Consider the following 25,765-nt stretch of genomic DNA (forward strand, 5'->3'; position numbering starts at 1 on the left):
CAGTTCGCCACGCGCGTCGAGATCGAGTTCTCCCTGCGGGGCATCGCCTTCTTCAAGCGCTTCGAGGACGAGATGGGCGTGCCGTGCGACTTCCGCCAGGAGGGCTACCTCTTCATCCTGTCGAATGACAAGGACGTCGCCCGCTTCCGCACGAACGTGGCGCTCCAGCAAAGCATGGGCGCCGACGTCAGGCTGATCGCTTCCGATGACGCGAAGGCCATCGTGCCGGGGCTTCGCGTGGACGATACGGTCGCGGCCGTCTGGGGACCGACGGACGGCTACGCCTCACCCAACGACGTGGTCCAGGCCTACGCAGCCCGCGCCCGGGCGGGCGGGGTCAGGTTCTTCGAGGACACGCCGGTGACCGGCATCGAGCTCGACGACGCCAGGAAAGTGAGCGCCGTCGTGACGCCTGCGGGCCGGATCGAGACGCGTCTCGTGATCAACGCCGCCGGGCCCCAGGCGCCCCTGGTCGGGAAAATGGTGGGGCTGGAGCTGCCCGTCGACCCTCGGCGGCGCCACATCTTCGTTACGGACAGCTTCAGCGAGATCAGGCATCCGATGCCGCTCGTGACCGACATCACGTCGGGCTTCTACTGCCGGAGCGAGCAGGGCGCGATCCTGATGAGCCCGGGCGACATCGGAGCGCACACGGAGTACACGGCGAGCGTGGACTGGGGCGTGCTGGAGCAGACGGTGGAGAAGGCGGTGCGCCGCATGCCGGCGCTCGAGCACGCCCAGATCCGCCACGCCTGGGCGGGACTGCGGCCGCTCACGCCCGACGGGCGCGGCATTCTCGACTGGGCGCCGGGCATCGAGGGGCTCTATCTCGCCATCGGCTTCTGTGGCCACGGCTTCCAGCATTCCCCGGCGGCCGGCGAGATGGTCGCGGAGCTCCTGACGACCGGCACGACCAGCCTGGACATCACCGACCTTCGCCTCAGCCGCTTCTAGCCTCCTGACCAGATTGCCCGCCCACCCCGGGTGTGGCAGAGTAGCGCGCCATGAGGCTAACGCTGAGCTGATGCTCTGTCCCCAGTGCTCTCACGAGAACCCCGCCGGCGCGCGATTCTGTAACGGGTGTGGCGGTCGGCTGGAGACGGTCTGCGCCCGGTGCGGGCACGCAAATCCACCAGCAAGCGGCTTTTGTAACGGCTGCGGTCAGCCGCTTGGCGGTGCGGTGGTACCGGCGCGTGCGCCCGACAGCTACACGCCGAAGCACCTCGCCGAGAAGATCCTCACCTCAAAGAGCGCGCTTGAAGGAGAGCGCAAGCAAGTCACCGTACTGTTCGCCGATCTCAAGGGCTCGATGGAACTGCTCGCCGACCGCGATCCCGAGGAGGCGCGAAAGCTCCTCGACCCGGTGCTGGAGCACATGATGGAGGCCGTGCACCGGTACGAGGGCACGGTGAATCAGGTCATGGGCGATGGGATCATGGCGCTCTTCGGCGCGCCGTTGGCCCACGAGGACCACGCGGTGCGCGCCTGCTACGCGGCACTACGGATGCAGGAGAGCGTGAAGCGGTACGCCGAGGGGATCTTCCGCACCTACGGCGTTCCCGTCCGCATTCGCGTTGGTCTCAACTCGGGCGAGGTCGTGGTCCGGTCGATCGGCTCGGACCTCCACATGGACTACACCGCCGTGGGTCAGACCACACACCTGGCCGCGCGGATGGAGCAGATGGCCGATCCGGGCGCGATTCTGCTCACCTCCGACACGCTGCACCTGGCGGAGGGCTTCGTCCAGGTGCGCTCGCTCGGAACGGTCGCAGTCAAGGGGCTGGCGGCTCCCGCCGAGATCTTCGAGCTGACCGGAGCGAGCCCCGTGCGCTCGCGCCTGCAAGCCGCCGCGGCCAGAGGCCTCACTACCTTCGTCGGCCGCGACGCCGAGATGGACACCTTGTTCACCGCACTCGAGCAGGCGAAAGCGGGCAAGGGCCAGGTCGTCGCTGTGGTCGGCGAGCCCGGCGTGGGGAAGTCGCGACTCTTCTGGGAGTTCACGCACTCGCACCGGACGCAGGGATGCCTTGTGCTGGAGGCAGCCTCGGTGTCCTACGGCAAGGCGACGACCTTCCTGCCGGTGATCGACCTCCTCAAGGACTACTTTCAGATCGAGCCCCGGGACGATACGCGAAAGATCAGCGAGAAGGTCACGGGGAAGCTGTTCTCGCTGGACCGAGCGCTCGAGAGCTGCATTGCCCCGGTGCTCTGGATGCTCGACGCGCCGGTGGAGGATGCGGACTGGAAACGCCTGGACCCCTCGCTGCAGCGGCAGCGACTGCTGGACGGCCTGCGCCGTCTGGTCTTGCGGGAGAGCCAGGTGCAGCCGCTGGTGCTGGTCTTCGAGGATTTGCACTGGATCGACGGGGAGACCCAAGCCTTCCTGGACTATCTCATGGAGAGCCTGCCAACGGCGCGGCTCCTCCTGCTCGTGAACTACCGCCCGGAATACCGTCACGACTGGGGCAGCAAGAGCTACTACCGCCAACTCCGCATCGACCCGCTGTCGCCCGCCAGCGCCGACCAGCTCCTTGGTGCCTTGCTCGGCCACGATCCGTCCGTCATCGCTCTCAGGCCACTCTTGATCGTCCGGACCGAGGGCAATCCATTTTTCCTCGAAGAGAGCGTGCAGAGTCTCGTCGAGACCGGGGCGCTTGCCGGGGAACGCGGCGCCTACCGGCTGGTGAAGTCGCCGGAGGCGCTCAACATGCCGGCCACCGTCCAGACCATCCTGGCAGCGCGCATCGACCGCCTCGCGCCCGAAGACAAGCGGCTCGTTCAGACCGCCGCAGTCGTTGGCAAGGACGTGCCGTATTCGCTGCTGCAGGCTATCGCCGCGGAGGACGAGACGGCCTTGCGGGCCAGCCTCGCCCGTCTCCAGGCCGCGGAGTTTCTGTACGAGGTCCAGTTGTTCCCGGAGGCCGAGTACACCTTCAAGCATGCGCTGACCCACGAGGTGGCCTACGGCGGCATGCTTCAAGAGCGACGCCGCACCCTTCACGCTCGGATCATCGAGGCCATCGAAACGCGTTATCCCGATCGGCTGGCCGAGCAGGTCAATGGACTCGCCGGCCACGCCATGCGCGGTGAGGTGTGGGACAAGGCTCTGCACTACTATCAGCTGGTGGGGCACAAGGATTTCGACCGCCGAGCGTACCACGAGGCGGTGACGGCTTACGAGCAGGCCCTCGAGGCACTCAGGCACCTCCCTGAGAATCCCGACACCAGGCCGTTGGCAGTTGAGCTTCGCCGCTTGCTAGCGAACGTGCTAACGAATCGTGGACAGTATCAGAGAAGCTTCACCCTGTTGGACGAAGCCGAGGCACTGGCCCGACAACTCGACGATCGTGCTCCCATGGCCCGCGTGCTGGCCACCATGAGCTGGGCGCGCAGGGACATGGGGGACCTGGATGGCGCCATGGCGGCGGCGAGCCAGTCTCTGGAGATAGCGATCGTCCTCAACGATCCCTACGCGCAGGCCGTCGCGTCCTATCGCCTGGGGCAGGCGTTCGCTTCGGCGGGCGACTTCGGCCGGGCCGCCGAGTTGTTCCGGGGGAACGTCGAGAGGCTGGCACCTGGTGCGCCCGATCCAGCACGCCTTGCGCTCTGGATTAACTCACGGGCATGGCTGGCGAATGTTCTAGCCACGCTCGGGGAGTTCGACGAGGGTCGCCGCCATGGTGAAGAGGCCGTCCGCCTCGCCATGGTGAGGCAAGGGCCGTCACCGATCATTGCCCACGGGTGCCTCGGCCTGCTGTATCTCGCCCAAGGAAACTTGGAGGCGGCCGTCCGGGTGCTCGAGCAGGGCCTGGCCCTCGGTCGCGCCGCCGACGACAGGGCTTGGGCATTCAGTATCGCTGGCGCGCTGGGTGAGGCGTATGCACGCACGGGACGCCTCGCCGAAGGCCTGGCGCTCTTGGAGGAGACGCTCAGGGACACTTTGCAAAGGGGCGCCAACCTTCGCTTGATCGTTAGGCGGCTCAGCGCTGCCTATCGGCTCGCCGGACGTCTCGACGAGGCTCGGCCGCACGCACGCCAGGCGCTCGACTTGGCCCGTCAGCAGAAGGCGCGTGGGGAAGAGGCGGCCGCGCTGTTTGCTCTGGGCGCCATCCACGCGGATGCGGGTCCTCCCGATGTCCAGCAGGCCGAGACAAGCTATCGGGAGGCCTTGGCGCTCGCGGAGCCGCGCGGCATGCACCCCCTCGTCGCCCACTGCCACCTCGGCCTCGGCAAGCTGTACCGGCGAACCGGCAAGCGCGAGCAGGCCCAGGAGCACCTCACCACCGCGACGACGATGTACCGCGATATGGACATGAGGTTCTGGCTGGAGCAGGCAGAGGCAGAGCTGAGATCGGTGAGCTAATGCGTGGCTCCTTGTGTGCAGTGCTGGGATAAGATCGGGCGATGACCTCTCCGCCGCTCTCGCCCGAGTGGAGCGCCCTGGCCGGCCGGGTCGTCGCCGAGTATCGCGCCGCCATCGGCGACGACCTGGTGGCCGTCGCACTGTTCGGATCGGTGGCACGTGGCCGGGCCCGGCCTGACAGCGACCTCGACCTCTACGTGGTGACGCGGAGGACGAGCCTCGGGGACTCCCGCCTGCACGGGATGTGGGACCGCATCGACGCGAGCCCGGAGTACCAGGCGCTCGTCCGCGCGGGGTACCAGCCCACACCGTCACCTGTCCCGCACTCGGTGGACGAGCTGGTCCGACATCCGTGGATCCTGCTCGACATCGCTCACCACGGCGTGATCCTGTATGATCCCGCGTCCGTCCTCGAGCGGGAGCTGGACGCCGTGCGCCAACGCATGGCCGCGCTGGGCTCCACGCGCGTCGAGCTGCCGGACGGGAGCTGGTACTGGGACCTCAAGCCCGACTGGCGTCCCGGCGAGGTCGTCGACCTGTGACCAACGGCGAGCGGGCCGATCGTCTTATCGGTGAGGCCCGACAGATCGCCGGTGAGATGAAAAGAGCCCTCGACGACGAGGCATGGAACCTGGCCACTCGTCGTGCTCAGGAAGTGTTGGAGATGGCGATCAAGGCGTTGCTCAACGAGATGAGCGTGGACTACCCGAAGACCCACGATCCCGCTCCAGTCTTCGCCCACGCGGTCCGGATCCGTGGCATCGATGTCGACGCCGGTGTTCTGGACTCCCTGACGGCCCTCTCGCAGGAGCTTGCCAAGGTCAGGAGCCCAGCCTTCTACCAGGAGACCCTCGTCACCGAGGCCCAGGCGCGGGACTGGGTCCAGCGCGTCGAGCGCGCCCTTCACTTCGGCGAGGACCTGCTCAGGCGATTGCGGAGGGCACTGTAGGGCATGCCGTGTCGTCGCGTTCGGAACTTGGGCTGAGCCGCGCATGATCGCGTGTCCTCGGTGCCAGCACCAGAACCCCGCTGACGCAGCCTTTTGCCAGGAATGCGGGTCACGCCTTGAGACGCCCTGCCCGGCTTGCAGCGCCACGAACCAGCTGGGCGCCAAGTTTTGCAAGAAGTGTGGCCAGCGGCTAGCCGAGCCTGGTCCGGCAGCCGACCCTCGCCGGACGAGGTTCGACGTTCCAGAGATCTACACCCCCAGGCACCTCGCCGAGAAGATCCTGACCTCCAAGGCCGCGCTCGAAGGCGAGCGCAAGCAGGTGACCGTGCTCTTCGCCGACCTGAAGGGATCGATGGAGCTGCTCGCCGACCGTGATCCCGAAGAGGCGCGCAAGCTTCTAGACCCCGTCCTCGAGCACATGATGGAGGCGGTGCATCGGTATGAGGGCACGGTGAACCAAGTGATGGGCGACGGGATCATGGCCCTCTTCGGCGCGCCGTTGGCCCACGAGGACCACGCGGTGCGCGCCTGCTACGCGGCGCTCCGGATGCAGGAGAGCGTGAAGAAGTACGCGGACGAGGTGCGACGCTCGCACGCGGCGGTGGTCAAGATCCGGGTCGGGCTCAATTCGGGCGAGGTGGTCGTGCGCGCCATCGGGAGCGATCTCCACATGGACTACACGGCGGTCGGCCAGACCACCCATCTCGCCGCCAGGATGGAGCAGCTCGCTGAGCCGGGCAGCATTCTCCTCAGCCCGTCCACGCTGGAGCTGGCTGAAGGCTACGTCGAGGTGAAGGCCCTCGGCCCCCTGCCCGTGAAGGGCCTGCCCGCGCCGGTGGAGGTCTATGAGCTCGTCGGCGCCGGGGCCGTGCGCTCCCGGCTTCACGCCGCCGCCGCCCGGGGGCTGACCCGCTTTGTCGGCCGCGACAGCGAGCTGGATCAGCTCCGCCAGGCCCTTGAGCGGGCCCAGGCCGGGCACGGCCAGCTCGTCGCGGTGGTCGGCGAGCCGGGCGTCGGCAAGTCCCGCCTCTACTGGGAGTTCACCCACTCCCATCGCGCCCAAGGCTGGCTCATTCTGGAATCCGGCTCCGTCTCCTACGGCAAGGCCACGGTCTATCTCCCCGTCATCGATCTCCTCAAGGCGTACTTCCACATCGAGGGGCGAGACGATACGCGGAACATCCGCGAGAAGGTGACCGGCAAGGTCCTGTCCCTCGACCGTGGCCTCGAGCCCTCCCTGTCGGCGATGCTCTCGCTCCTGGAGGTCCAGGTGGAGGATGAGGCGTGGGGGCGGCTCGATCCCCCGCAGCGCCGGCAACGGACGCTGGACGCTGTGAAGCGTCTGCTGCTGCGGGAGAGCCAGGTCCAGCCGCTCATGCTGCTCGTCGAGGACTTGCACTGGATCGACGCCGAGACCCAGGCCCTACTGGATAGCCTCGTCGAGAGCCTGCCGACGGCCCGGCTGCTGCTGCTCGCCAACTACCGCCCTGAATACCAGCACCTGTGGGGCAGCAAGACCTACTACCGGCAGCTCCGCATCGACCCGTTGCCGGCGGAGAGCGCGGACGATCTCCTCACGAGCCTGCTCGGGACCGACCAGAACCTGGACTCGCTCAAGCGCACCCTCATTGAACGGACGGAGGGCAACCCGCTGTTCCTCGAGGAGAGCGTGCGGACCCTCGCGGAAAGCAAGGCGCTGGTCGGTGAACGGGGGGCCTACGGGCTGGCGCAAGACGCCACGACGATCCAGGTGCCGGCGACGGTCCAGGCGATCCTCGCGGCGCGAATCGACCGCCTGGCACCCGAGGACAAGCGGCTGCTCCAGGCGGCCTCGGTCATCGGCAAGGACGTGCCGTTCGCGCTCCTGCTCGCCATTGCCGAGCTGGGCGAAGAAGACCTGCGGCGTGGGCTCGCTCATCTCCAGGCCGCCGAGCTCCTCTACGAGACAAGCCTCTTCCCGGATCTCGAGTACACCTTCAAGCACGCGCTCACGCATGAGGTCACGTACGGGGGCCTGCTGCAGGAGCGTCGCCGCGAGCTGAACGCGCGGACCGTCGATGCGATCGAGACGCTCCACCGGGATCGCCTCGGCGAGCACACCGAGCGGCTCGCCCATCACGCCCTCCGGGGCGAGTTACGGGAGAAGGCAGTCGACTATCTCCGCCAGGCCGGACTCAAGGCGTTCACGCGGTCGGCGCTCCAGGACGCCCGGGTCTGGTTCGAGCAGGCGCTGGGTGTCCTCGCGGCGCTGCCGGAGAGTCGGTCCACGCTGGAAGAGGCCTTCGAGATCCGCCTCGAGCTGCGGCTGGTGCTGACCCAGCTCGGTGAGGTTCGGCGCTCGCTCGATCGCCTGCGCGAGGCCGAGGCCCTCGCCGAGCGGTTGAACGACGACCGTCGGCGAGCCCGGGTCTGCGCTGTCATGACGAACACCCACTCGCTGCTCGGCGAGCTGGACGAGGCGCTCGTGACCGGCACCCGCGCGCTGGAGATCGCCGGGCGCCTCGGGGACTTGAGACTCCGCATCGGCACCACGAGCTATCTCGAGCAGGCGCATTACTACCGGGGCGAGTACGAGCGCGTGGTCGAGCTGGCCACCGACAACCTCGCGGCGTTGCCCGCCGACTCGGTCTACGAGCGTTTCGGACTTGCCGCACCGGTATCGGTCTTCGATCGCTGCCGGCTGGTCCTGAGCCTCGCCCAACTCGGCAGATTCGCCGAGGCGGCCGAGTACGCGGCCGAGGCGATCCGGCTCGCCGAGCCGACGCATCATGCCCACACTGTCGGTCTGGCCCACTGGGCCGCGGGCACGCTTCACCTCCTCAAGGGCGACTGGGCGAAGGCGCGCTCACTGGTCGAGCACTGGATCTCGGTGGCGCGGACGGGGAACGTCGTTTTCATGCTTCCCCTCGCGGTCGCTTCCTCCGCCTGGGCGCTGGCGCAACTGGGCGAGCCGGGCGAGGCGCTGAACCGGCTCCGGGAAGGCGAGCAGCTCGTCGAGCGTCAGACCGCGAGGGGGCCGATCGGCCAACTCGGCTGGACCTACCACTCGCTGGGTCGCGCGTGTCTACTGCTCGGCCGCCTCGACGAGGCGCAGAACCTGGGCGACCGCGCGGTCGAATCCTCTCTGTCTCAGCCCGGGTTCGCGGCCCATGCGCTGCACCTGCTCGGCGACATCGCGACCCATCTCGACCGGTTCGATGCCGAGAGGGGCGAGGCCCACTACCGCAAGGCGCTGGCACTCGCCGAACCGCGCGGAATGCGCCCGCTCGTCGCGCACTGCCACCTCGGCCTCGGCAAGCTCTACCGTCGTACGGGCAAGCGCCAGCAAGCGCAGGAGCACCTCACCCTCGCGACGACGATGTACCGCGAGATGGACTTGCGGTTCTGGCTGGCGCGGGCGGAGGCAGAGATGCGGGAGTTGGGATGAGATTCGCCCCTCTCAGCGCGGCTGCATGCGGATTGCTCCGTCGAGGCGGATTGTCTCGCCGTTGAGCATGGCGTTCTCGACGATGTGGGCTGCGAGTCCGCCGTACTCGGCGGGACGGCCGAGGCGCGGCGGGAAGGGCACCTGCTTGCCGAGCGACACCTGCGCCGGCTCCGGTAACCCCTCATAGGTGAAGATGTGCTACAATGTGCTACATGCGATACCGCGCGGGAGAGATCGGTGTCCGCGAGCTGAGACAGAATCTGAGCGTCTACCTCCGGCGCGTCAAGGCCGGTGAGACCTTGGAGGTTAGGGAGCGCGGGCATCGGGTCGCAATGCTTGCGCCGGCCGGCACGAAGGCGTCGGCACTCGAGCGACTCGTCGCCGCGGGGCGGGCGACGCCGGCTGTCGGCGACGTCCTGAAGCTCGGAGCGCCCCTCGGTCGTCGGTCATCGCGACGGGCCAGCCGCGCCCTCGCCAAGCTCCGCGACGAGTCTCGGTGACCGTCGTCTACCTGGACTCGTCGGCCCTGGTCAAGCTCGTCGTGACCGAACCGGAGTCCTCGGCGCTCATGGAGTTCCTGAGGAGCCAGTCCGACCGCGTGTCGAGCGCCGTGGTGCTCGCGGAAGTCCCGCGCGCGCTGCGCCGGGCCGGATTCGGCGTGAGCGAGCGCCGCCGAGCGCGCGAGGTGATGGCGCGGATCGCTCTCGTGGACGTGGATCGGCGGATCCTCGCAGCTGCCGCCGCTCTGGACCCGCCCGCGCTCCGGACGCTCGACGCTATCCACCTCGCCACGGCGCTGGCCGTCCGCGAGGACCTCGCGGCGCTCGTCACCTATGATAGGCGGCTCGCGGGCGCCGCCGAGCGCGTGCACCTTGAGGTCAGCGCGCCGAGTTGACTGAAGAATCGGGGTTAGCGCGGCTGCATCCGGATCGCCCCGTCCAGCCGGATCGTCTCGCCGTTGAGCATGGTGTTCTCGACGATGTGGGCGGCGAGCGCGCCGTACTCGGCCGGGCGGCCGAGGCGGGGCGGGAAGGGTACCTGCTTGCCGAGCGCGATGCGCACGGGCTCCGGCAGCCCCGCCAGGAGCGGGGTGTCGAAGAGCCCGGGCGCGATGGTGCAGACGCGGATGCCCAGCTCCGCGAGGTCGCGGGCGATGGGCAGCGTCATGCCGACGATGCCGCCCTTTGAGGCCGAGTAGGCCGCCTGGCCGATCTGGCCGTCGAAGGCGGCGACGGAGGCTGTGTTGACCACGACACCCCGCTCGCCGTCTTCGTTTGGCTGGTTCTTCGCCATGTGCGCGGCGGCCAGCCTGATGCAGTTGAAGGTGCCGATCAGGTTGACCTGGATGACCCGCGTGAAGACGCCGAGATCGGCCGGGCCGCGCTTGCCGTAGGCCTTCTCTGCCGCGCCGATGCCGGCGCAGTTGACCAGCACGTGGACGGCGCCCAGCTTCACCACGGCGGCTTCGAGCGCCGCCGCCACCTCGTCGGCGCTGGTGACGTCGCAGGCCGAGAAGAAGGCGTTGCCGCCCATGCTCTTGGCCACCTCGACGCCGGCGGACTTGGGCAGGTCGAGGAGCGCGACCTTGCCTCCGCCCGCGAGCAGCCGCTCGGCCGTCGCCCGGCCCAGCCCCGACGCGCCGCCCGTGATCACCGCAACGGATCCCGCGATCTTCATCGATCGAATCCTCCTCGGCAGGGGTCTCGACTGCCGCGGTAGTATAACCGACACCCATGGCCGCCCCGCTCTGGATACGGACGCCCGAGGAGCTCGACGCGCTCGTTGTGTCCCTGCGACGGACCAAGACGCTCTGCATCGACACCGAGGCCGACGGCCTCCACCACCACCCGGTCAAGCTCTGCCTGGTGCAGGTGGCCGACGACCAGGGCCGGGGACACCTGGTGGATCCCCTCGCGCTGCCCACGCTCCAGCCGCTCGGGCCCTTCTTCGCGGACGCGGGCGTGGTCAAGGTGCTGCACGCAGCCGACAACGATCTCGGCTATCTCAAGCGGCTCTACGGATTCTCCGTCGCCAATATCTTCGACACGGCCATCGCCGCGCGCTTTCTCGGCGTGACGTCGCTGTCGCTCGACGGGCTCCTGCACGACTTCATCGGCGTGGACCCGGGTCCCTCGCGCCAGAAAGACGACTGGTCCAAGCGTCCGCTCAGCCCCGCCCAGGAGACCTACGCGCTCAACGACGTGCTCCACCTGATACCTTTGCGAGAGAAGCTGTTGGAGGCTTTGCGCGCCAAGGGGCGCGAGCTCTGGGTCGAGGAAGAGTGCGCGTTGATCGCCGCCATGCCCGCTCCCGAGAAGGCCGCCGACCCCGACACCTACATGAAGCTCAAGGGCGCCAAGGACCTCGACGGCCGCGGGCTCGCCGTGCTGCGCGAGCTCCACCACGCGCGCGAGACCCTGGCGATCAAGCTCGACCGACCGCCCTTCATGATTCTGGGCAACGAGGTGCTGGCGGCGCTGGCGGTGCTTAAGCCTCGCGACAGCAACTCGATCCTCACGATCAAGGGATGCACGATCAACGTCGTGCGGCGCGCGGGCGGAGCTATCCTGGCGGCGGTCGAGCGCGGCCTGACCTTGCCGGACGCCGAGCTGCCCGTACGGCGACCGAACCCGCGGCCCCGCGCCTCCGGCGCCGTCCAGCGGCGGAGCGAGGCGCTCCGCGCCTGGCGTGTCGAGGCCGCCAAGCTCGTGGAGCTCGACGCGGGTGTGATCTTCCCGCAGCGGTTGATCGACAGGCTGGCCCAGGATCCGCCGCGCGATCAGGACGCCCTCGCGCGAGTGGAAGGCATCGGGCGCTGGCGCGCCGAGCTCTTCGGCGCCGAACTCTTGAGGAGGCTCGGATGACCGCACCCGTGAACCGGCAGATCGTCCTCGCGGCCCGCCCCGCGGGCATGGCGAAGGCCACCGACTTCAGGCTCGAGACGACGCCCGTGCCCGAGCCGGGGCCAGGCCAGATCCTCGTGCGCAACATCTGGATGTCGGTGGACCCGTACATGCGCGGGCGCATGAACGACCGCAAGTCGTACTCGCCGCCGTTCGAAGTCGGCAAGCCGCTCGACGGCCGCGCCGTGGGGCAGGTGCTGAAGTCGAATCATCCCAAGCTCAAGGAAGGCGCCGTCGTCAGCAACATGCAGGGGTGGCGCGAGTACTTCGTCTCGGCGGGCGAGGGCGTCTCCCAGGTCGATGCTTCGCTGCCGCTGCCGGCCTACCTTGGCGTCCTCGGTGTCCCCGGTTTCACGGGCTGGTACGGGCTCAAGGAGATCGGCAAGCCCAAGGCCGGCGAGACGCTCGTGGTCTCCGGCGCCGCCGGCGCGACGGGCTCGCTCGTCGTCCAGATGGGCAAGATCCTGGGCTGCCGCGTCGTGGGCACGGCCGGCACCGACGAGAAGTGCGCCTATCTCACGCGCGAGCTTGGGGCGGACGCCGCCATCAACTACAAGACGGCCGGCGACTGCGTCGACGCGCTCCGCCAAGCCTGCCCCAAGGGCGTCGACATCTACTTCGAGAACGTGGGAGGGCCGATCCTCGACGCCGTGCTGCGCCTGCTCAACCCGTCCTCGCGCATCCCGCTCTGCGGCATGATCTCGCAGTACAACCTGGAGATCCCCGACCCCGGCCCGCGCTACCTCTTCTCGATGATCGCTAACCGCACCCTCATGCAGGGCTTCATCATCTCCGACCACTTCGACCGCTACGGAGAATTCGTCGGCGAGGTGGGCGGCTGGCTGAAGCAACGGAGCATCAAATCCGAAGAAACCGTGGTCGAGGGCATCGAGAACGCGCCCAAAGCCTTCCTCGGCCTCTTCTCCGGCGACAACCTGGGCAAGATGGTCGTGCGCCTGGCCCCCGACCCCCCGGCCTCTGATCCGAAGTAGCGCGCGGCCGCACACCCCGGTTGCCTTCCACCCCCGGCGGTGGTACACCCGGGGCCAAGGGTCAGCAGCCCCGCGGCCTGATCGATTGGAGAGGAGGCCTCCCATGGATTCCCGATCCCCATATCTCCGCGAAGGCATCATCGCCGGTCTCATCGGGGCGGCCATCGTTGCCGCCTGGTTCCTCATCTACGATGCCGCGCGCGGCCAGCCGCTCCGCACACCGGCGCTGCTCGGCGCGGCGGCGCTGCAGGGCCTCCGCGATCCGTCGGCCGTCACGGTCTCGCCGGGGCTGGTCGTGCAGTACACCGTGCTCCACGGCGTGATCTTTGCGCTCTTCGGCGTCCTGATCGCCTACCTGATCGTCTCCGCGCAGAGCCAGCCGAGCCGCTTGCTCATGGTGTTCATCGCGCTCATGTCCTTCGAGGTCGCCTCCCTTGCCGTCCTGACGTGGTGGGCTCACCCGGTCGTCACCGAGTTGGGATGGTGGGCGATCCTGATCGCGAACGCGCTCGCGGCGGGAGGCATGCTCGTCTACTTCTTCGTGGGTTACCGCTCGCTCGGCCGGATGCTGCTCGGCCCCTGGACTCGCATCGCCCGCGAAGGGCTCGTCTCGGGGTTGCTCGGAGCGGGGGTGGTCGCGGTGTGGTTTCTCCTCTACGACGTCGCGGCGGGCGTGCCGCTTCGCACGCCCGCGCTCCTGGGCGCCGCGCTCTTCCACGGCCTGCGCGACCCGTCGGCGCTCGCGATCAGCATGCCGCTCGTCGCCGAGTACACGGCCTTCCACGGCCTGGCCTTTGTCTTCTTCGGCTGGGCCGCGGCGTCACTGCTCGCGCTGGCCGACAGAGAGCCGACCCTGCTCTTCGCCTTCATCATGCTCTTCTGCTGTTTCGAGGTGTTCACCTTCGTCATGATCGAGGCGCTCGCCCAGTGGCTGCTCGAGGCCATCGCGTGGTGGACCATCCTCGCGGGCAATCTCCTGGCGTCCGGCGTGATGCTGGGCTACTTCCTGCGCGGGCACCGCGTGGCGTGGCGGGCGTTCCTGCACGCGCGGCAGTGAGCGGGCGCTGTGGTACGCTCGCCGCGGGTAGGGTAGCGACACCAAGCGCGAGGAGACGAGCGTGACCACTGAGACGTACGACTGGGACGCGATCATCGGCGGGCTCAATGAGTATCTGCGGCTGCGCAGCATCCCGATCGGCATGAAGCTCTTCGAGAGCGCGGCCGAGATGGAGGCGATCCCCAAGATCAGGCGGCCGAAGGTCAAGCATACGACGGACCAGATCGTCGCGCAGGCGCGCCAGCTCGGCTGGACCGTGGGCATCACCATGGACGACCTGGTCGGCGCGCAGTGCGGCGCGGTCATCGGGCTGCATCCTCAGAACGAGGAATGGCTCTCGGGGCATCGCATGGCCGGCGTGTGGTTCAAGACGCAGGAGGACGCGAGCCTGCACCAGCACGCGATGGACTGCGTGCCGTTCGGCCGCTACAGCGCGATGGCGGTGGCGCCGCTTGCTTCGGGCAGGCTCGACCCGCCCGACATCTGCCTGCTCTACGGCACGCCGGGGCAGATGATCTTCATGATCAATGGGCTTCAGTGGTCGGGCTACAAGAAGATGTCCTTCACGTCGGTGGGTGAGTCGGCCTGCGCCGACTCGTGGGGCAAGGCGCTCAAGACCGGCGAGCCCGCGCTGACGATTCCCTGCTACGCGGAGCGTCGCTACGGCGGCGTGGCCGACGACGAGCTCCTGATGGCGCTGCCGCCGCGCTACCTGCCGAAGATGGTCGACGGCTTGGCAGCGCTTTCAAAGAACGGCCTCCGCTATCCAGTCCCGCCCTACGGCATCCAGGGCGACGCCGGGGCGGGCCTCGCCGTGTCGTACTCGGACAAGGACAAGAAGAAGATCTAACGGACCGTCGACGGGCGGGGCCTGGGGTGCCCTCCCCGGACCCGCCGGCGCGTGCGCCCGCCTCGGACTAGAACTGGAGTTTGTCTCCTGGGCTGATCGGGAAGACCTGCGTTGTGGTTTGGCCGAGCGCCGCCTGGTACTCCTGCGGCGTGCCCTTGAGCACGGGGAACGTGCCGTAGTGGAACGGGATCGAGTACTTCGGCTTGAGCATCTGATTGGTCGCGTACGCCGCGTCCTTCGGGTCCATCACGAAGTGCCCGCCGATCGGGATCATGATGAGGTCGGGCTTATAGTATTCGCCGATGAGTCGCATGTCGCCGAAGAGACCCGTGTCGCCCATGTGGTAGAGCTTGAAGCCGTTCTCCATCTCCACGATGAAGCCCGCGGGCTGGCCGCCGGGGTAGGTCGTGCTCTTCTTCGTCGCCGGGTCGGTCACGGTGACTTCCGAGGAGTGCTCGGCGTGCGTCTGGGTGATGGTGATCTGCGGCCCTGCGGGCTGGACCTTGCCGCCCTTGCCGAAGCGGACGGCCTTGTCGGCCGGCACCCAGCCCAGGTCCATGAGGGTCTGCATGAGCCCACCGTCCCCCAGCACCGTCGCCCCGGTGCGCTTGGCCAGCTCCGACACGTCGCCCGTGTGGTCACTGTGGCCGTGCGTCACGAGAATCACGTCCACCTTGCCGATGGCGTCGAGGTTCTTGTATCCCACCGGTGTCTTGGGGTTGTTGACCATGAACGGATCGATCACGATCACCTTGCCTGTGAGCGTGGTGATCTTCGTCGTCGCCTGCCCGAGCCACTGGACCTCGATCTTGTTGGTCTGCGCCCACGCCGCTTCGGCGGCAAGGCTGAAGGTGAGGGCTCCCGCGCCGAGCTTGAGGAAGTCGCGCCGTTCCATCTCCATGATCCCCTCCCAGTGGTTAGGACAGCGTGATGGTGTCGCCGACACGGATGAGACCGTCGTTGAGGATCTGGGCGCGCAGGCCCCCGCGGTGGATCAGGGCCGCCATGGCTCCCGCTTGCGTCAGACCGTCGAGGTGCTTGCAGGGCTCGCACAGTCGGGTGCCGCGAAGCCGGACCGCGCCGACCCGGAACTCGCGGCCGACCAGGTGGTTGAGGGGAACGCCCACGGTCGCGACGTTGCGGCGGCTCTCGGCCGCCGAGAGCTTGACGCCGAGGGCGGGAAGCGCCTCGAGGGTCTCGGTCTCGATCAGCGTCAGTTCGCGTCCGCCCTCACTGGGCTTGTCCGAGTAATAGCCGGTGCCGGCGAAGTAGCGGTCGCCCTCGAGCCCGCGGCCGGGGACGGCGCGGGCCTCCGGCACGGCTTCCATCGGCTGTCCCGCCGCGGACGTGATGTGGATCGAGACCACTGAGCCTTGCCACATGGCCGCCATGCTAAGCGAGGCGGCCCCCTGAATCAAGCGGGCGACCCGGCGGGAGCGCTTCACAGGAGCCCCCCGACCGGGTACACTGCCCCTCACCTTTAGCACATCCGTCGACTCCAAGGGGGAACCCGACCGTGGGCGCTTTCGATCTGAAGGGTCGCGTGGCGGTGGTCACGGGCGGTAACGGCGGCATCGGGCTCGGCATGGGGCGCGGGCTCGCGGAGGCGGGCGCGGCTGTCGTGGTGGCGGCGCGCAATCGCGAGAAGAGCGCGCGGGCTGTCGCTGAGCTGCGCGGGCTCGGTGGCGAGGCGGAGGCCATCGAGGTGGACGTCGCCGATGAGGCGTCGGTCGAGGCGCTCGTCAAGGCGACCGTCGCGCGCTTCGGCAGGCTTGACATCCTCGTCAATAACGCCGGCATGAACATCCGCAAGCCCGTCGAGAGCCTGGCGCTCGGGGAGTGGCGCCAGGTCATCGACATCAACCTGACCAGCGCCTTCCTCGCGAGCCGCGCCTGCCACCCCGTGATGAAGAAGCAGGGCGGCGGCAAGGTCATCAACATCGGCTCCATGATGTCCATCTTCGGCGCCTCGTTCGCGCCGGCCTACGCGGCCTCCAAGGGCGGCATGGTCCAGCTGACCAAGGCCATGGCCGCGGGGTGGGCGGCGGACAACATCCAGGTCAACGCGGTGCTGCCCGGCTGGATCGACACGGAGCTGACGCAGCGTGCGCGCCAGCAGATCGAGGGGCTGCACGAGAGCGTGCTCATGCGCACGCCGGCGAAGCGCTGGGGTGTGGAGCAGGACATGGCCGGCGTGGCCGTCTTTCTCGCCAGTCCCGCTTCCGATTTCGTCACGGGCGCGGCCATCCCGGTTGATGGGGGCTATTCCATTCAGGGCTGACGGGGTAGACTCGTCTAACGATGATGCGCCGTGTTGCGCGATTGCTCTGCCTTATGCTGGTTTTCGACGGATGCGCGACCGCGCCCCCGATCGAACGGAGCGCGCCGCGGCCCACGTCGGGCGCCGCCCTCCGGTTCGGCGTGGATACGTTCGCCTTCCGCAACGACATCCGCTGGAAGAATCCGGGCAAGACCGACATGTACGCCAACTACTGTTTTGTCATGGCGCGCGCCGTGACACAGTTCCATCGCTTCGCGCGCTTCGCCCCGGAGCTGCCGCGTGTCGAGCTTCCCGTCTACACCCGCCTCGTAAGCGAGGTCGTGGCGCGGGCGCCGTGGGAGGATCCGCTCCCTCCCGCGGAACGGGTCGTGATTCCCGGTTATGCGTCTCTCCACGAGCTCTCCGCGGCGCACGAGGCGGCCGTGAAAGCCGGGCTTGGCGGGTTCGTCTGGACCTTCATCCACTGGACCAACTGGCGCGTGGTCTTCCCCGTAACGGGCGGGCAGCAGGAGCGCGTGGCGCGGGAAACCCTGGCCGAGCTCGACGCGGGGCGCATGGTACAGCTTCTCGTGACCAACCTGCCCAAGGTCGAGCTGAACCACACCGTCATCGCCTACGACTACCGGATCTACGAGGGCCGGTTCATCGAGTTCATCGTCTACGACCCAAACGAGCCCGAAGAGCCGGGCCGGGTCGCCTTCGATCGGGCCGAGCGCAGCTTCTTCGCCTCCGGCGTCTACGACACCGAGCCCGGCGCGATACGTGCCTTCCGCATGTACTACTCCCCCTTCCTTTAATATGCCAGCCGAGCGCATTGCCATCGTGGCCGCCGGTGTGGTCACGCCCATCGGACAGGACCTCGACACCTTCTGGTCGGGGCTGCTCACGGGCGCCGACGGTACCTCGGCCGTGGAGCGTTTTCCGGTGGGGGATCTGCGCGTGGGGCGCGGCGGCGAGATCAAGAAGCTCACGCGCGCGGTGGACTGGCGGCGCGTCCCCGACTGCCGCGCGACACGGCTGCTCGTCTCGGCCGCCGACGACCTCTGCGTCCAAGCCGGCGAGCGGCCGCTGGACGTCGAACCCGAGCGCCTCGCGGTCGTCGTGGGCACGGCGCTCGGCGGGGTGGAAGAGGGCGAGCGCGCCCTGTGCGGCGGTGGGGCGAGGCGTCTCCGCGCCGCGCTCTATGACGCGCCGGCCCACCGGCTCGCGCGCTGGTTGGGCGCCCGTGGTCCCGCTGTCACGGTCTCGACGGCCTGCGCCTCGGGCGCCACCGCGCTCGGAGTCGGGGCCGACATGCTCCGCCGCGGCGAGGCCGACGCCGTCGTCGCCGGCGGCTACGACATCCTCTGCCGCTTCGTCATGCGCGGTTTCGACGGCCTCCGCTCGCTCACGCGCGAGCGCGTGCGGCCCTTCGACCGGCGCCGGAGCGGGCTCCTCCTGGGCGAGGCCGCGGGGCTGCTCCTGCTTCGGCGGGAGCGGGAGGCCGGCGCCCGGCGGCTCGGCACGCTCCTCGGCTACGGCAGCGCCAGCGACGCCGCCCACATCGCGGCGCCCGACCCGGAGGGCCGCGGCATCGAGCGCGCCATGCGTAGGGCGCTGGCGGACGCCGGGGTCGGCCCTGACGCTATCGACTTCGTCAGCGCCCACGGCACGGCGACGCCGCTGAACGACCCCATCGAGGCGGCCGCGCTCCGGCGCGTGCTCGGCCCTCGCGGAGGTACTGTGCCCGTCAATTCGATCAAGGGCGCGCTCGGCCACACCATGGGCGCCGCGGCCGCGCTCGAAGCCATCGTCTGCCTCCTCGCCGGGCGCTACGGCCAGGTGCCGGCCACGCTCGGCCTCGAGGAACGCGACCCGGCCTGCGACCTCGACTGCGTCCAGGGCTCGCCGCGCGCCGTACGGCCGCGCGTGAGCTTGTCCACGTCGCTCGGCTTCGGCGGCTGCAACGCGGCCCTCGTGATCGAGAGCGCCTGATGCGCGCTCCGGCGATCCGGGCCGTGGGGCTCCTGTCGGGCTGGGGACCTGGCGCGGCGGCCGTGCCAGCGGATGCCGCAGCGGCCGCCGCGGGACGCGCCGTCCTGAAGCTCGAGCCGCCCGCCTTCACCCACGAGCGCTTCCGCCGCTCGCGGCGCGAATGTCTGCTGGGGGTTGCGGCCGTGGGCGCCATGCTGGAAGATGCCGGGGTAGGGGCCGAGGCCATCGCGGGAGAGCGGACCGCGTTTCTCTTCGCCACCGCTGCCGCGTACGCGGCCTCCAACCGCCAGTTCATCGAGGCGCGGATCGGCGGCATGTACTTCCCCTACACGGCGGCCGCCGCGGTGCCGGCCGAGGTCGCCATTGAGTTCGGGCTCACCGGCCCGTACGAGATCCTGATCGGCGGGCCCACGGCGACGATGCGGGCCGTCGCGCGCGGGGCGGCGCTCCTGGAATCGGGAGCCTGCGACCGCGCGCTTGTCCTGGCTGTCGAGATCTTCGAGGAGTGTGCGGATCTCTTCGCGCGAGCGCGGGGGCGCCTCGCGCGTCCGCTGGTGGAGGCGGCCGGCTGCCTCTGGCTCGAGCCGGGCGAGGGAACGCTCAGCTTTGAGCAGAAGCGTGGCGGGCGGCGGGAGACGGGAGGCGCGCGGCAGCGCCTCGGAGAGATGCTGGCCTGCGAGCCCGTGGCGGCCCTGGCCCTCGCGCGCGACGGCGGCGCCACGGGACCGCTGCGCGTACAGGGCGCATGGAGAGGCGAGACGGTGCGGCTCGCGTGGAGCCAGAGTCCATACCGGATGCGCGGGGCGGAGCGGCCCCGGCGGAGGCGGATCGCATGATGCAGAAGGAGATCCTGGACGAGCTCAAAACGCTGATCGTCGAGCGTCTGAAGTTCGATCCGCGCCGCGCGGCCGAGATGACGCTCGAGACCACACTGCCCAAGGGCGTCGAGGGCTCGCTCGGCCTCGACTCGCTGGACTTCATCGAGCTCTCCGTCGCCATGGAAGAGCGCTTCGGCATCGTCATCGACGAGGCCGAAAATCTGGCCGACGATTTTCTCTCCCTCGAGACCCTCTCCCGCTTCATCCTCTCGAAGGTGAAATGACGCGTGTCGTCGTCAGCGGCCTGGGCGTCGTCAGCCCCTACGGCGCCGGCGTCAAGACGTTCTGGGCCGGCCTGGCCTCGGGCGAGTGCGCCATCCGGCCGCTGACCGTCATCGACACGGCGGGCTTCCGGTCGCGCATCGCGGCGGAGGTGCCCGCCGAGGTCGTCGGTGCCCTCGGCGCTTCTCGTCGACGCTCCCGCGCAGACCGCCTGGCCCTCGCCGCGGCCCGCGAGGCGCTGGCCGACGCCGACCTCGCGACGCGCGACCGGACGGACATGGCGCTTTTCGTCGGGGCCGTGGGCGGCGGGATGCTCGAGGGCGAGGGTTGGTACTGTGAAGAGGCGCTTCGCCTGCGGCCCTCGCCAAGGATCAGGGCGCTCCGCTCCATCCTGCCGGCGAGCCACGCGGAGATGCTCGGCTGGCGGCTGGGGCTCGGCGGGCCCAGGGAGACCGTGATCATGGCCTGCGCCTCCGGCGCGGCCTCCATAGCCTTCGGCGCCGACCTCATCCGCTCCGGCGCGACCCCGCTGGCGCTCGCGGGGGGCGTGGATGCCATCACGCGCATCTGCTTCATGGGCTTCAATGCGCTCAAGCTGCTCGACCCCGAGCCGTGCCGGCCCTTCGACCGCGGGCGGCGCGGCATGTCCATCGGCGAAGCGGCCGCGTTTGTCGTGCTCGAAGACTCCGAGCACTGCCGCCGGCGCGGCGGGCGCACGTTCGGCGAGCTGCTGGGCGCCGGCGTCACGACGGACGCCCACCACGTCACGGCGCCGCACCCGGAGGGCGAGGGGATGATCCGAGCCATGCGTGAGGCCCTCGCCGCGGCAGGGCGCGAGCCGGGCGACATCGGCTACGTCAACGCGCACGGCACGGGGACGCCGCAGAACGACCGTGTCGAGGCCCTGGCCATGACGCGCGTCTTCGGGGAGGGCCGCGTGCTGGTGAGCTCGACCAAGTCGCTCGTCGGCCACACCATGGCGGCGGCGGGCAGCGTGGAGGCGGTGGCGACCCTCCTCGCGCTGCAGCACGGGCTGATTCCGCCGACCGCCAACCTGATCGATCCGGACCCGGACGTGCCCTTCGACTGCGTCGCTCAGACGGCGCGCCCCGCCGAGGTGCGCGCCGCGCTGTCCAACTCCTTCGGCTTCGGCGGCCACAACGTGAGCCTGATCTTCGGCCGATGATGTCCGGGCGCCGGGTCGTGATCACGGGGATGGGCTCGGTCAGCGCGGCCGGAGCCGGCGGCACGGCGGTTGTGGCCGAGGCGCTCGAGCGGCGGCCGTGCACCATCGCGCCGCTCCAAGCCTTCGACGTCGACGGGTGCACCAGCCGCCTGGCGGCGGAGGTCGACGAGGCGCGCTTCATGGCGCTGCTCGATCCCGACAGCGTCCGCAGGCTCTCGCGGATCTGCCGCATGACCCTGGCCGCCTGCCGCCTGGCGGTCGACGAGGCCGGGCTCGAAGGCGGCGCGAGGCTCGGGCTCGTCGTCGGCAGCGAATTCGGCGACTTCCGCTCAGGCGCGGAGTTCTTCGACGGCTTCCTCCGCCGCGGGCCGGCGGGGCTCTCGCCGATGGTGTTCCCGAGCACGGTGATGAACAGCATGGCCGCCGTGGTGGCCATCGCCATCGACGCCAAGGCGTCCTCCGTGACGCTCAACCAGGCGACGGTGGCCGGCGACCTGGCCGTGGCGCGGGCGGCCGCGCTCATCGCCGCCGGGCGGGCGGAGGCCGTGGTCGCCGGCGGCGTGGACGAGCTTTTCAGCAACGTCTACCTGAGCCTGGCCCGACTGGGCGCGCTCTCCCCGATGGGCGGCGACGCTCCCGAAGGCTGCCGCCCCTACGCGCCCGATCACAACGGGCCCGTGCTGGGCGAGGGCGCCACCTTCCTGGTCCTCGAGGAGAGGGAGGCGGCGCGGGCCCGCGGCGCCGCCATCCATGCCGAGGTCCTCGGTGCCGCCTGGGGCGCCATCCCGGTGGCTCCGCACACGGCCCCTGCCGGCCGGCGCGACAAGCGCGCCATCGCGCGTCGGGCGCTCGGCCAGGCGGGCGTCGAGGCCGGGTCTCTGGCGCGCTGCTACGGCTCGGGCAACGGCGACCCGGCGCTCGATGATTGGGAGCAGCGGCTGCTCGCGGCCGACGGCGTGCGGGATCCGGAGTCGCTGGCGCCGCTCTTCGGTCAGCATGGGGGTCTCGGCGTCCTCCGTGTCGCCGCTGCAGCGCTCGACGCGCGGGCGGGTCGCGCGCCCGCGCTGGTGCACGGGATCGCCCGCGGCGGCTGCCGCACGGCCCTCGTCATCGGGCAAGCGGCATGAGCGACCACGTCGCCGTCATCCCGGTCTTCAACGAGGCCCCGACGATCGGCGCTCTCGTGGCGCGCGCGGCGCGTCATGGCCCCGTTCTTGTGGTGGACGACGGCTCGTCGGACGGCAGCGCCGATGCCGCCGCGGCCGCCGGCGCCGCCGTGCTCCGCCTCGCCAGCCGCCGCGGCAAAGGCGGGGCGCTGCGCGCGGGCTTCGCCGAGGCGCTCTCCCGCGGCGCCGAGCGCGTGCTGACACTCGACGGAGACGGGCAGCACGATCCCGATGACATTCCGCAGCTGCTCGCGGCGTCCGCCGCCCTGCCGGGAACGCTCGTCATCGGCAGCCGGCTCGCCGATGGCGGCGCCTCCATGGAGCCCGCCCGCCTGAACGCGCAGCGCATCAGCGGTTTCTTCATCAACTGGCTGACCGGGCAGGCCGTCGCCGACACGCAGTCAGGGTTCCGCGTGTACCAGCGGAAGCTGCTCGAGGCGGTGACGCCGCGGCGCGGCGGCTTTGTGCTCGAGAGCGAGATGCTCTTGCGGGCCGCCGCGGCGGGCTTCGCCATCCGCGAGGTCCCGGTGACGCCGGGGCTCGGGGCGGGACGGCCGAGCCACTTCCGGCCGCTCCGCGACGGCACCGCCGTGGCGACGTATCTCATAGCCTGCGGCATCCGACGCTGGGTGCGGGATGCGGGGCTCGTCGCGGCGGTGCTCCTGAGGCCGTTCACCCCCGCGCGCTTCAAGCAGCGTCACCTCGAGATGCACCGCTTCGCGACGCCGTACCGCTACAACTACGGGGCCTATGCGATGGCGATGGGTGCTTTCATCCTCGACCGCATCGCCCAAAGCTGGCGGGGTTGGTGGTGGGACCCGCGGGCTCGCGTCATGCGCCGCGCGGCCCTGGCAACCGCGGCGCTGCCCGTGCTGGCGGCGGCAGCGGCGACGCAGGGGGCGCTCAGGCTCAGACGGCGCTCGGGCCTTGACCTCGTTTCGCCCCTCGTGCGGCGGATATTCTCACAGGAACGGCTGGCCGCATTCCTGCCGAGCGCCGCATGGCCTGAGTCACCGCCGGCGGACTATGATGTCCTCGTCGTGGGCGGCGGGCCGGCCGGTTCGACAGCCGCGACCTTCCTCGCCCGCGGGGGCCTGCGCGTGGCGATCGCGGAGCGCGAGGCCTTCCCGCGCTTTCACGTCGGCGAATCGCTCCTGCCGGCCATGATGCCGCTGCTCGACCGGCTCGGCGTCCGCGAGCGGATCGAGCGCCACGGCTTCCTCGTCAAGTACGGGGCGGCCTTCCACGACCAGGAGTCCGATCTCGAGTACCGCTTTTACTTCCGCGAGGGCCAGCCGTGGCCGAACTACAGCTACGAGGTCCCTCGGGCGGAGTTCGACCAGATCCTCTTCGAGCACGCCGCCAAGGAGCCGGGCGCGAGCGTGCTCCAGCCGGCTACGGTGGAGCGGGTCGAATTCGACGCGGACGGCGCGACCGTCGGGATCCGCGAGGGCGGCGAGTCGCGGACGCTTCGCGCGCGCTTCGTCGTGGACGCCAGCGGCCGGGACGGCTTCCTCGCCTCGCGCCGCGTGGGTCGGCGCGCTCCCATCCCGGGCCTCGGCAAGGTCGCCCTCTTCGCCCACTACGAGGGCGCGCCGCGCTGGCACGGGCGCGACGAGGGGTTGATCCGCCTCTACATCTTCGAGGACGGCTGGTTCTGGTGGATCCCGTTCGCGGGAGGCCTGACGAGCATCGGCTGCGTCCTCCACGCGAAGACGGCGCGGGGGCGGGAGGGCTCGCTCGAAGCGCTGTACGAGGAGATGATCTTTCGCTGCCGCCGGGTCGCGGAGGGTCTCCGCGAGGCCCGCCGCGTCACACCCGTGCGGAGTGCGGCGAACTTCTCCTACCGGACGCACCCGGTGGCAGGCGACCGCTTCCTCTGCGTCGGGGACACGCTGGCCTTCGTGGATCCCATTTTCTCCTCGGGCGTCTACATCGCCATGCAGACGGGCGAGATGGCGGCCGCAGAGATCCTCGCCGCCTTCGCCGAGGACCGCTTCGAGGCGCGGCGCTTCAACTCGTACCTGCGGCGCGTCCATCGCGGCCTGAGCCCGTTCGTCCGCTTCATCCGTCGCTACTACGAGCCCGCCTTCCTCGAGGTCTTTCTCCAGCCGCGAGACCGGCTGGGGATCCTCGACAGCGTCCTGGGCGTCCTGGCGGGCGGTGCCTTTCTGCGCATGCGGCTTCGCATGCGGGGCTCGCTCACCGTCTTCTTCGCGATCGTGCGCGTCAACCGCTGGCTGCGTCGCTGGCGCGGCCGGCCCGTGGAGTCGAGGCTCGGCTGGTGAGGCTTCCGGAGCTTTTGCCCCGGGGCTACTCCTTTACGGTCGTCGGCATCGCCGTTGGGGTGGCGGGGCTGGTGTCGCTGGGCGCCATGGCCGAGCGCATCACGCGCTTCATCGAGGGCGGCGACCGCTTCGTGCTGGGCCAGATCTCCGTCGCGGGCGAGGGGATGGGCATGGGTACGGGCTTCACCGCCGGCGGGCTCCTCACCGCGGCCAAGATCCGCGAGATCGCCGCCGTGCCCGGAGTCTCCGGCGTCCAGGCGCAGGTGATGCTGCCGCTCAATACCAGCACGTCGCACTTTCTCACGCTGACCCAGGAGCTGATCATGGGCATGGACGTGAGCGTGCCCATCCCCAACCGCCACTACCGCGAGCTGCCGGTCGCCGCGGGGCGGCCGCTCCGCCCGGCCGATCGGCGGGCCACGGTGCTGGGCGCGGACTTCGCCGCCTCGCGGCACCTCAGCGCCGGCGCCTCCGTGACGCTCGGCGGCCAGGACTTCGCCGTCGTCGGCATCCTCGAGAAGACCTTCACGGCCCCCGACCGCTTCGCGCTCGTCCCCATCGAGGACGCTCGCGAGCTGTGGCTCCGGCGGGACCCGCTCCTCGTCCAGGTCTTCGGCGGAGGCTCCCTGCGCCGCGGAGACCTCAACACCGGTGCGGCCGTCGGCTGGAGCGACGGCCTAGACCCGGACGCTCTGGCCCGCCGCATCCAGGCGACGGTGGCCGGCCTCAACGTCACGATTCCCGGCGAGTTGAGCCGCCTCCTGCGACAGTCGACCGCTTTCTTCTCCGCGCTCCTGCTCGGGATCGGTGCCCTTGGGCTTCTCATCGGAGGCCTGTCGCTCGCCAACACGGTGACGGCGGCCGTCTTCGAGCGCATTCGAGACTTCGGCATCAAGCGCGCGCTGGGCGCCACGGATCTCGATCTTCTCGGCGAGGTGCTGGGCGAGGGAATCCGCGTGAGCCTCTGGGGCGGGGCGGCCGGCGTGCTGCTGGCGTGGAGCATCGGCACCGCGGTGGACGCGCGCGTGCTCCGCGACGGGCAGCAGCTCTTCCTCTTCTCGCCTCGGCTGCTCGCGTTCGCCATCGGCTTCTCGCTCGCGCTGGGGGCGCTGGCGGCCGGCTACGCGACGCTCCGGATCGCGCGGCTCTCACCCGCCGAAGCGATCCGGCGCGGCAGTTGATGTTCGAGCCGAGACATGGCCGAGCTGCCGCAGGCACGAGCATGGCGA

The 25,765-nt window shown here is 69.9% G+C and carries 23 protein-coding genes and 1 pseudogene; 20 read left to right on the forward strand and 4 right to left on the reverse strand.

What is annotated here, in order from left to right:
• The 5 genes from VGV06_18450 to VGV06_18470 form a co-directional block, all read left to right on the forward strand.
• A partial coding sequence (locus VGV06_18450) for an FAD-binding oxidoreductase (protein HEV2057125.1) occupies positions 1-954 on the forward strand: 954 nt, incomplete at its 5' end.
• Positions 955-1,180: 226 nt separating this feature from the next.
• Positions 1,181-4,363, forward strand: a complete 3,183-nt coding sequence (locus tag VGV06_18455) for a tetratricopeptide repeat protein (protein HEV2057126.1) — start codon at positions 1,181-1,183, stop codon at positions 4,361-4,363.
• A gap of 41 nt (positions 4,364-4,404) precedes the next feature.
• Complete coding sequence (locus VGV06_18460; GenBank protein ID HEV2057127.1) at positions 4,405-4,905, forward strand: nucleotidyltransferase domain-containing protein; 501 nt, start codon at positions 4,405-4,407, stop codon at positions 4,903-4,905.
• A complete protein-coding gene (locus tag VGV06_18465) occupies positions 4,902-5,312 on the forward strand; it encodes a HEPN domain-containing protein (GenBank protein ID HEV2057128.1) in 411 nt (136 codons plus the stop codon). The genes VGV06_18460 and VGV06_18465 overlap by 4 nt, the downstream gene beginning before the upstream one ends.
• 43 nt (positions 5,313-5,355) lie before the next feature.
• The gene (locus tag VGV06_18470; protein ID HEV2057129.1) at positions 5,356-8,739 is read left to right on the forward strand and encodes an adenylate/guanylate cyclase domain-containing protein; all 3,384 of its coding nucleotides are present in this window, start codon (positions 5,356-5,358) and stop codon (positions 8,737-8,739) included.
• 12 nt (positions 8,740-8,751) lie between these two features.
• On the opposite strand, the pseudogene VGV06_18475 reads toward VGV06_18470, so the two are convergent.
• Positions 8,752-8,919, reverse strand: a pseudogene (locus VGV06_18475) (3-hydroxyacyl-CoA dehydrogenase).
• A gap of 32 nt (positions 8,920-8,951) precedes the next feature.
• Between VGV06_18475 and VGV06_18480 the strand changes: the two are divergent.
• Both VGV06_18480 and VGV06_18485 read left to right on the forward strand, forming a co-directional pair.
• Positions 8,952-9,239, forward strand: coding sequence for a prevent-host-death family protein (locus VGV06_18480; GenBank protein HEV2057130.1), 288 nt, complete (start codon positions 8,952-8,954; stop codon positions 9,237-9,239).
• Complete coding sequence (locus tag VGV06_18485; GenBank protein HEV2057131.1) at positions 9,236-9,634, forward strand: type II toxin-antitoxin system VapC family toxin; 399 nt, start codon at positions 9,236-9,238, stop codon at positions 9,632-9,634. The genes VGV06_18480 and VGV06_18485 overlap by 4 nt, the downstream gene beginning before the upstream one ends.
• A 14-nt stretch (positions 9,635-9,648) precedes the next feature.
• On the opposite strand, the gene VGV06_18490 is transcribed toward VGV06_18485, so the two are convergent.
• Positions 9,649-10,416: a 3-hydroxyacyl-CoA dehydrogenase gene (locus tag VGV06_18490; protein ID HEV2057132.1), complete on the reverse strand. Its 768-nt coding sequence runs from the start codon at positions 10,414-10,416 to the stop codon at positions 9,649-9,651.
• A 56-nt stretch (positions 10,417-10,472) separates the two neighbouring features.
• Here VGV06_18490 and VGV06_18495 point away from each other — a divergent pair, with 56 nt between their 5' ends.
• From VGV06_18495 to VGV06_18510, 4 genes are all read left to right on the forward strand, one after another.
• Entirely contained in the window at positions 10,473-11,603 is a 1,131-nt protein-coding gene (locus VGV06_18495) for an HRDC domain-containing protein (protein HEV2057133.1), read from the forward strand.
• Entirely contained in the window at positions 11,600-12,634 is a 1,035-nt protein-coding gene (locus tag VGV06_18500) for an NADP-dependent oxidoreductase (protein ID HEV2057134.1), read from the forward strand. The genes VGV06_18495 and VGV06_18500 overlap by 4 nt, the downstream gene beginning before the upstream one ends.
• Positions 12,635-12,737: 103 nt before the next feature.
• Positions 12,738-13,691, forward strand: coding sequence for a hypothetical protein (locus VGV06_18505; GenBank protein HEV2057135.1), 954 nt, complete (start codon positions 12,738-12,740; stop codon positions 13,689-13,691).
• A gap of 61 nt (positions 13,692-13,752) precedes the next feature.
• Positions 13,753-14,541 (forward strand): DUF169 domain-containing protein, encoded by a 789-nt coding sequence (locus tag VGV06_18510; GenBank protein HEV2057136.1) that lies wholly within the window; start codon positions 13,753-13,755, stop codon positions 14,539-14,541.
• Between the two features lie 67 nt (positions 14,542-14,608).
• On the opposite strand, the gene VGV06_18515 is transcribed toward VGV06_18510, so the two are convergent.
• Positions 14,609-15,442, reverse strand: coding sequence for a metal-dependent hydrolase (locus VGV06_18515; GenBank protein ID HEV2057137.1), 834 nt, complete (start codon positions 15,440-15,442; stop codon positions 14,609-14,611).
• A 16-nt stretch (positions 15,443-15,458) separates the two neighbouring features.
• Entirely contained in the window at positions 15,459-15,923 is a 465-nt protein-coding gene (locus tag VGV06_18520) for an MOSC domain-containing protein (protein ID HEV2057138.1), read from the reverse strand.
• 134 nt (positions 15,924-16,057) lie between these two features.
• On the opposite strand from VGV06_18520, the gene VGV06_18525 reads away from it, so the two are divergent.
• The 9 genes from VGV06_18525 to VGV06_18565 are packed head-to-tail and all read left to right on the forward strand — an operon-like array spanning position 16,058 to position 25,717.
• Complete coding sequence (locus tag VGV06_18525) at positions 16,058-16,822, forward strand: glucose 1-dehydrogenase (protein HEV2057139.1); 765 nt, start codon at positions 16,058-16,060, stop codon at positions 16,820-16,822.
• A gap of 20 nt (positions 16,823-16,842) precedes the next feature.
• Positions 16,843-17,619 carry a hypothetical protein gene (locus VGV06_18530; protein HEV2057140.1) on the forward strand — a complete coding sequence of 259 codons (777 nt, stop codon included), beginning with the start codon at positions 16,843-16,845 and terminating at the stop codon, positions 17,617-17,619.
• 1 nt (position 17,620) lies between these two features.
• Positions 17,621-18,796: a beta-ketoacyl-[acyl-carrier-protein] synthase family protein gene (locus VGV06_18535; GenBank protein HEV2057141.1), complete on the forward strand. Its 1,176-nt coding sequence runs from the start codon at positions 17,621-17,623 to the stop codon at positions 18,794-18,796.
• Positions 18,796-19,632, forward strand: a complete 837-nt coding sequence (locus tag VGV06_18540; GenBank protein ID HEV2057142.1) for a beta-ketoacyl synthase N-terminal-like domain-containing protein — start codon at positions 18,796-18,798, stop codon at positions 19,630-19,632. The genes VGV06_18535 and VGV06_18540 overlap by 1 nt, the downstream gene beginning before the upstream one ends.
• Complete coding sequence (locus tag VGV06_18545) at positions 19,629-19,898, forward strand: acyl carrier protein (GenBank protein HEV2057143.1); 270 nt, start codon at positions 19,629-19,631, stop codon at positions 19,896-19,898. Before VGV06_18540 ends, VGV06_18545 begins: the two co-directional genes overlap by 4 nt.
• Positions 19,895-21,082, forward strand: coding sequence for a beta-ketoacyl-[acyl-carrier-protein] synthase family protein (locus tag VGV06_18550; GenBank protein HEV2057144.1), 1,188 nt, complete (start codon positions 19,895-19,897; stop codon positions 21,080-21,082). The genes VGV06_18545 and VGV06_18550 overlap by 4 nt, the downstream gene beginning before the upstream one ends.
• Positions 21,079-22,209, forward strand: a complete 1,131-nt coding sequence (locus VGV06_18555; GenBank protein HEV2057145.1) for a beta-ketoacyl synthase N-terminal-like domain-containing protein — start codon at positions 21,079-21,081, stop codon at positions 22,207-22,209. The genes VGV06_18550 and VGV06_18555 overlap by 4 nt, the downstream gene beginning before the upstream one ends.
• A complete protein-coding gene (locus VGV06_18560; GenBank protein HEV2057146.1) occupies positions 22,206-24,536 on the forward strand; it encodes a tryptophan 7-halogenase in 2,331 nt (776 codons plus the stop codon). The genes VGV06_18555 and VGV06_18560 overlap by 4 nt, the downstream gene beginning before the upstream one ends.
• Positions 24,533-25,717, forward strand: coding sequence for an ABC transporter permease (locus tag VGV06_18565; protein HEV2057147.1), 1,185 nt, complete (start codon positions 24,533-24,535; stop codon positions 25,715-25,717). Before VGV06_18560 ends, VGV06_18565 begins: the two co-directional genes overlap by 4 nt.
• Positions 25,718-25,765: the final 48 nt, after the last annotated feature.

The organism is Candidatus Methylomirabilota bacterium (genome assembly GCA_035936835.1).
Lineage (GTDB): Bacteria > Methylomirabilota > Methylomirabilia > Rokubacteriales > CSP1-6 > AR37.

Coding starts and splice junctions, on each gene's coding strand:
- VGV06_18540 (HEV2057142.1), top strand. CDS start 18,796: ATGCGCGCTCCGGCGATCCGGGCCGTGGGGCTCCTGTCGGGCTGGGGA.
- VGV06_18560 (HEV2057146.1), top strand. CDS start 22,206: ATGAGCGACCACGTCGCCGTCATCCCGGTCTTCAACGAGGCCCCGACG.
- VGV06_18555 (HEV2057145.1), top strand. CDS start 21,079: ATGATGTCCGGGCGCCGGGTCGTGATCACGGGGATGGGCTCGGTCAGC.
- VGV06_18535 (HEV2057141.1), top strand. CDS start 17,621: ATGCCAGCCGAGCGCATTGCCATCGTGGCCGCCGGTGTGGTCACGCCC.
- VGV06_18470 (HEV2057129.1), top strand. CDS start 5,356: ATGATCGCGTGTCCTCGGTGCCAGCACCAGAACCCCGCTGACGCAGCC.
- VGV06_18515 (HEV2057137.1), bottom strand. CDS start 15,442: ATGGAGATGGAACGGCGCGACTTCCTCAAGCTCGGCGCGGGAGCCCTC.
- VGV06_18545 (HEV2057143.1), top strand. CDS start 19,629: ATGATGCAGAAGGAGATCCTGGACGAGCTCAAAACGCTGATCGTCGAG.
- VGV06_18530 (HEV2057140.1), top strand. CDS start 16,843: ATGATGCGCCGTGTTGCGCGATTGCTCTGCCTTATGCTGGTTTTCGAC.
- VGV06_18460 (HEV2057127.1), top strand. CDS start 4,405: ATGACCTCTCCGCCGCTCTCGCCCGAGTGGAGCGCCCTGGCCGGCCGG.
- VGV06_18490 (HEV2057132.1), bottom strand. CDS start 10,416: ATGAAGATCGCGGGATCCGTTGCGGTGATCACGGGCGGCGCGTCGGGG.
- VGV06_18495 (HEV2057133.1), top strand. CDS start 10,473: ATGGCCGCCCCGCTCTGGATACGGACGCCCGAGGAGCTCGACGCGCTC.
- VGV06_18550 (HEV2057144.1), top strand. CDS start 19,895: ATGACGCGTGTCGTCGTCAGCGGCCTGGGCGTCGTCAGCCCCTACGGC.
- VGV06_18505 (HEV2057135.1), top strand. CDS start 12,738: ATGGATTCCCGATCCCCATATCTCCGCGAAGGCATCATCGCCGGTCTC.
- VGV06_18520 (HEV2057138.1), bottom strand. CDS start 15,923: ATGTGGCAAGGCTCAGTGGTCTCGATCCACATCACGTCCGCGGCGGGA.
- VGV06_18480 (HEV2057130.1), top strand. CDS start 8,952: ATGCGATACCGCGCGGGAGAGATCGGTGTCCGCGAGCTGAGACAGAAT.
- VGV06_18500 (HEV2057134.1), top strand. CDS start 11,600: ATGACCGCACCCGTGAACCGGCAGATCGTCCTCGCGGCCCGCCCCGCG.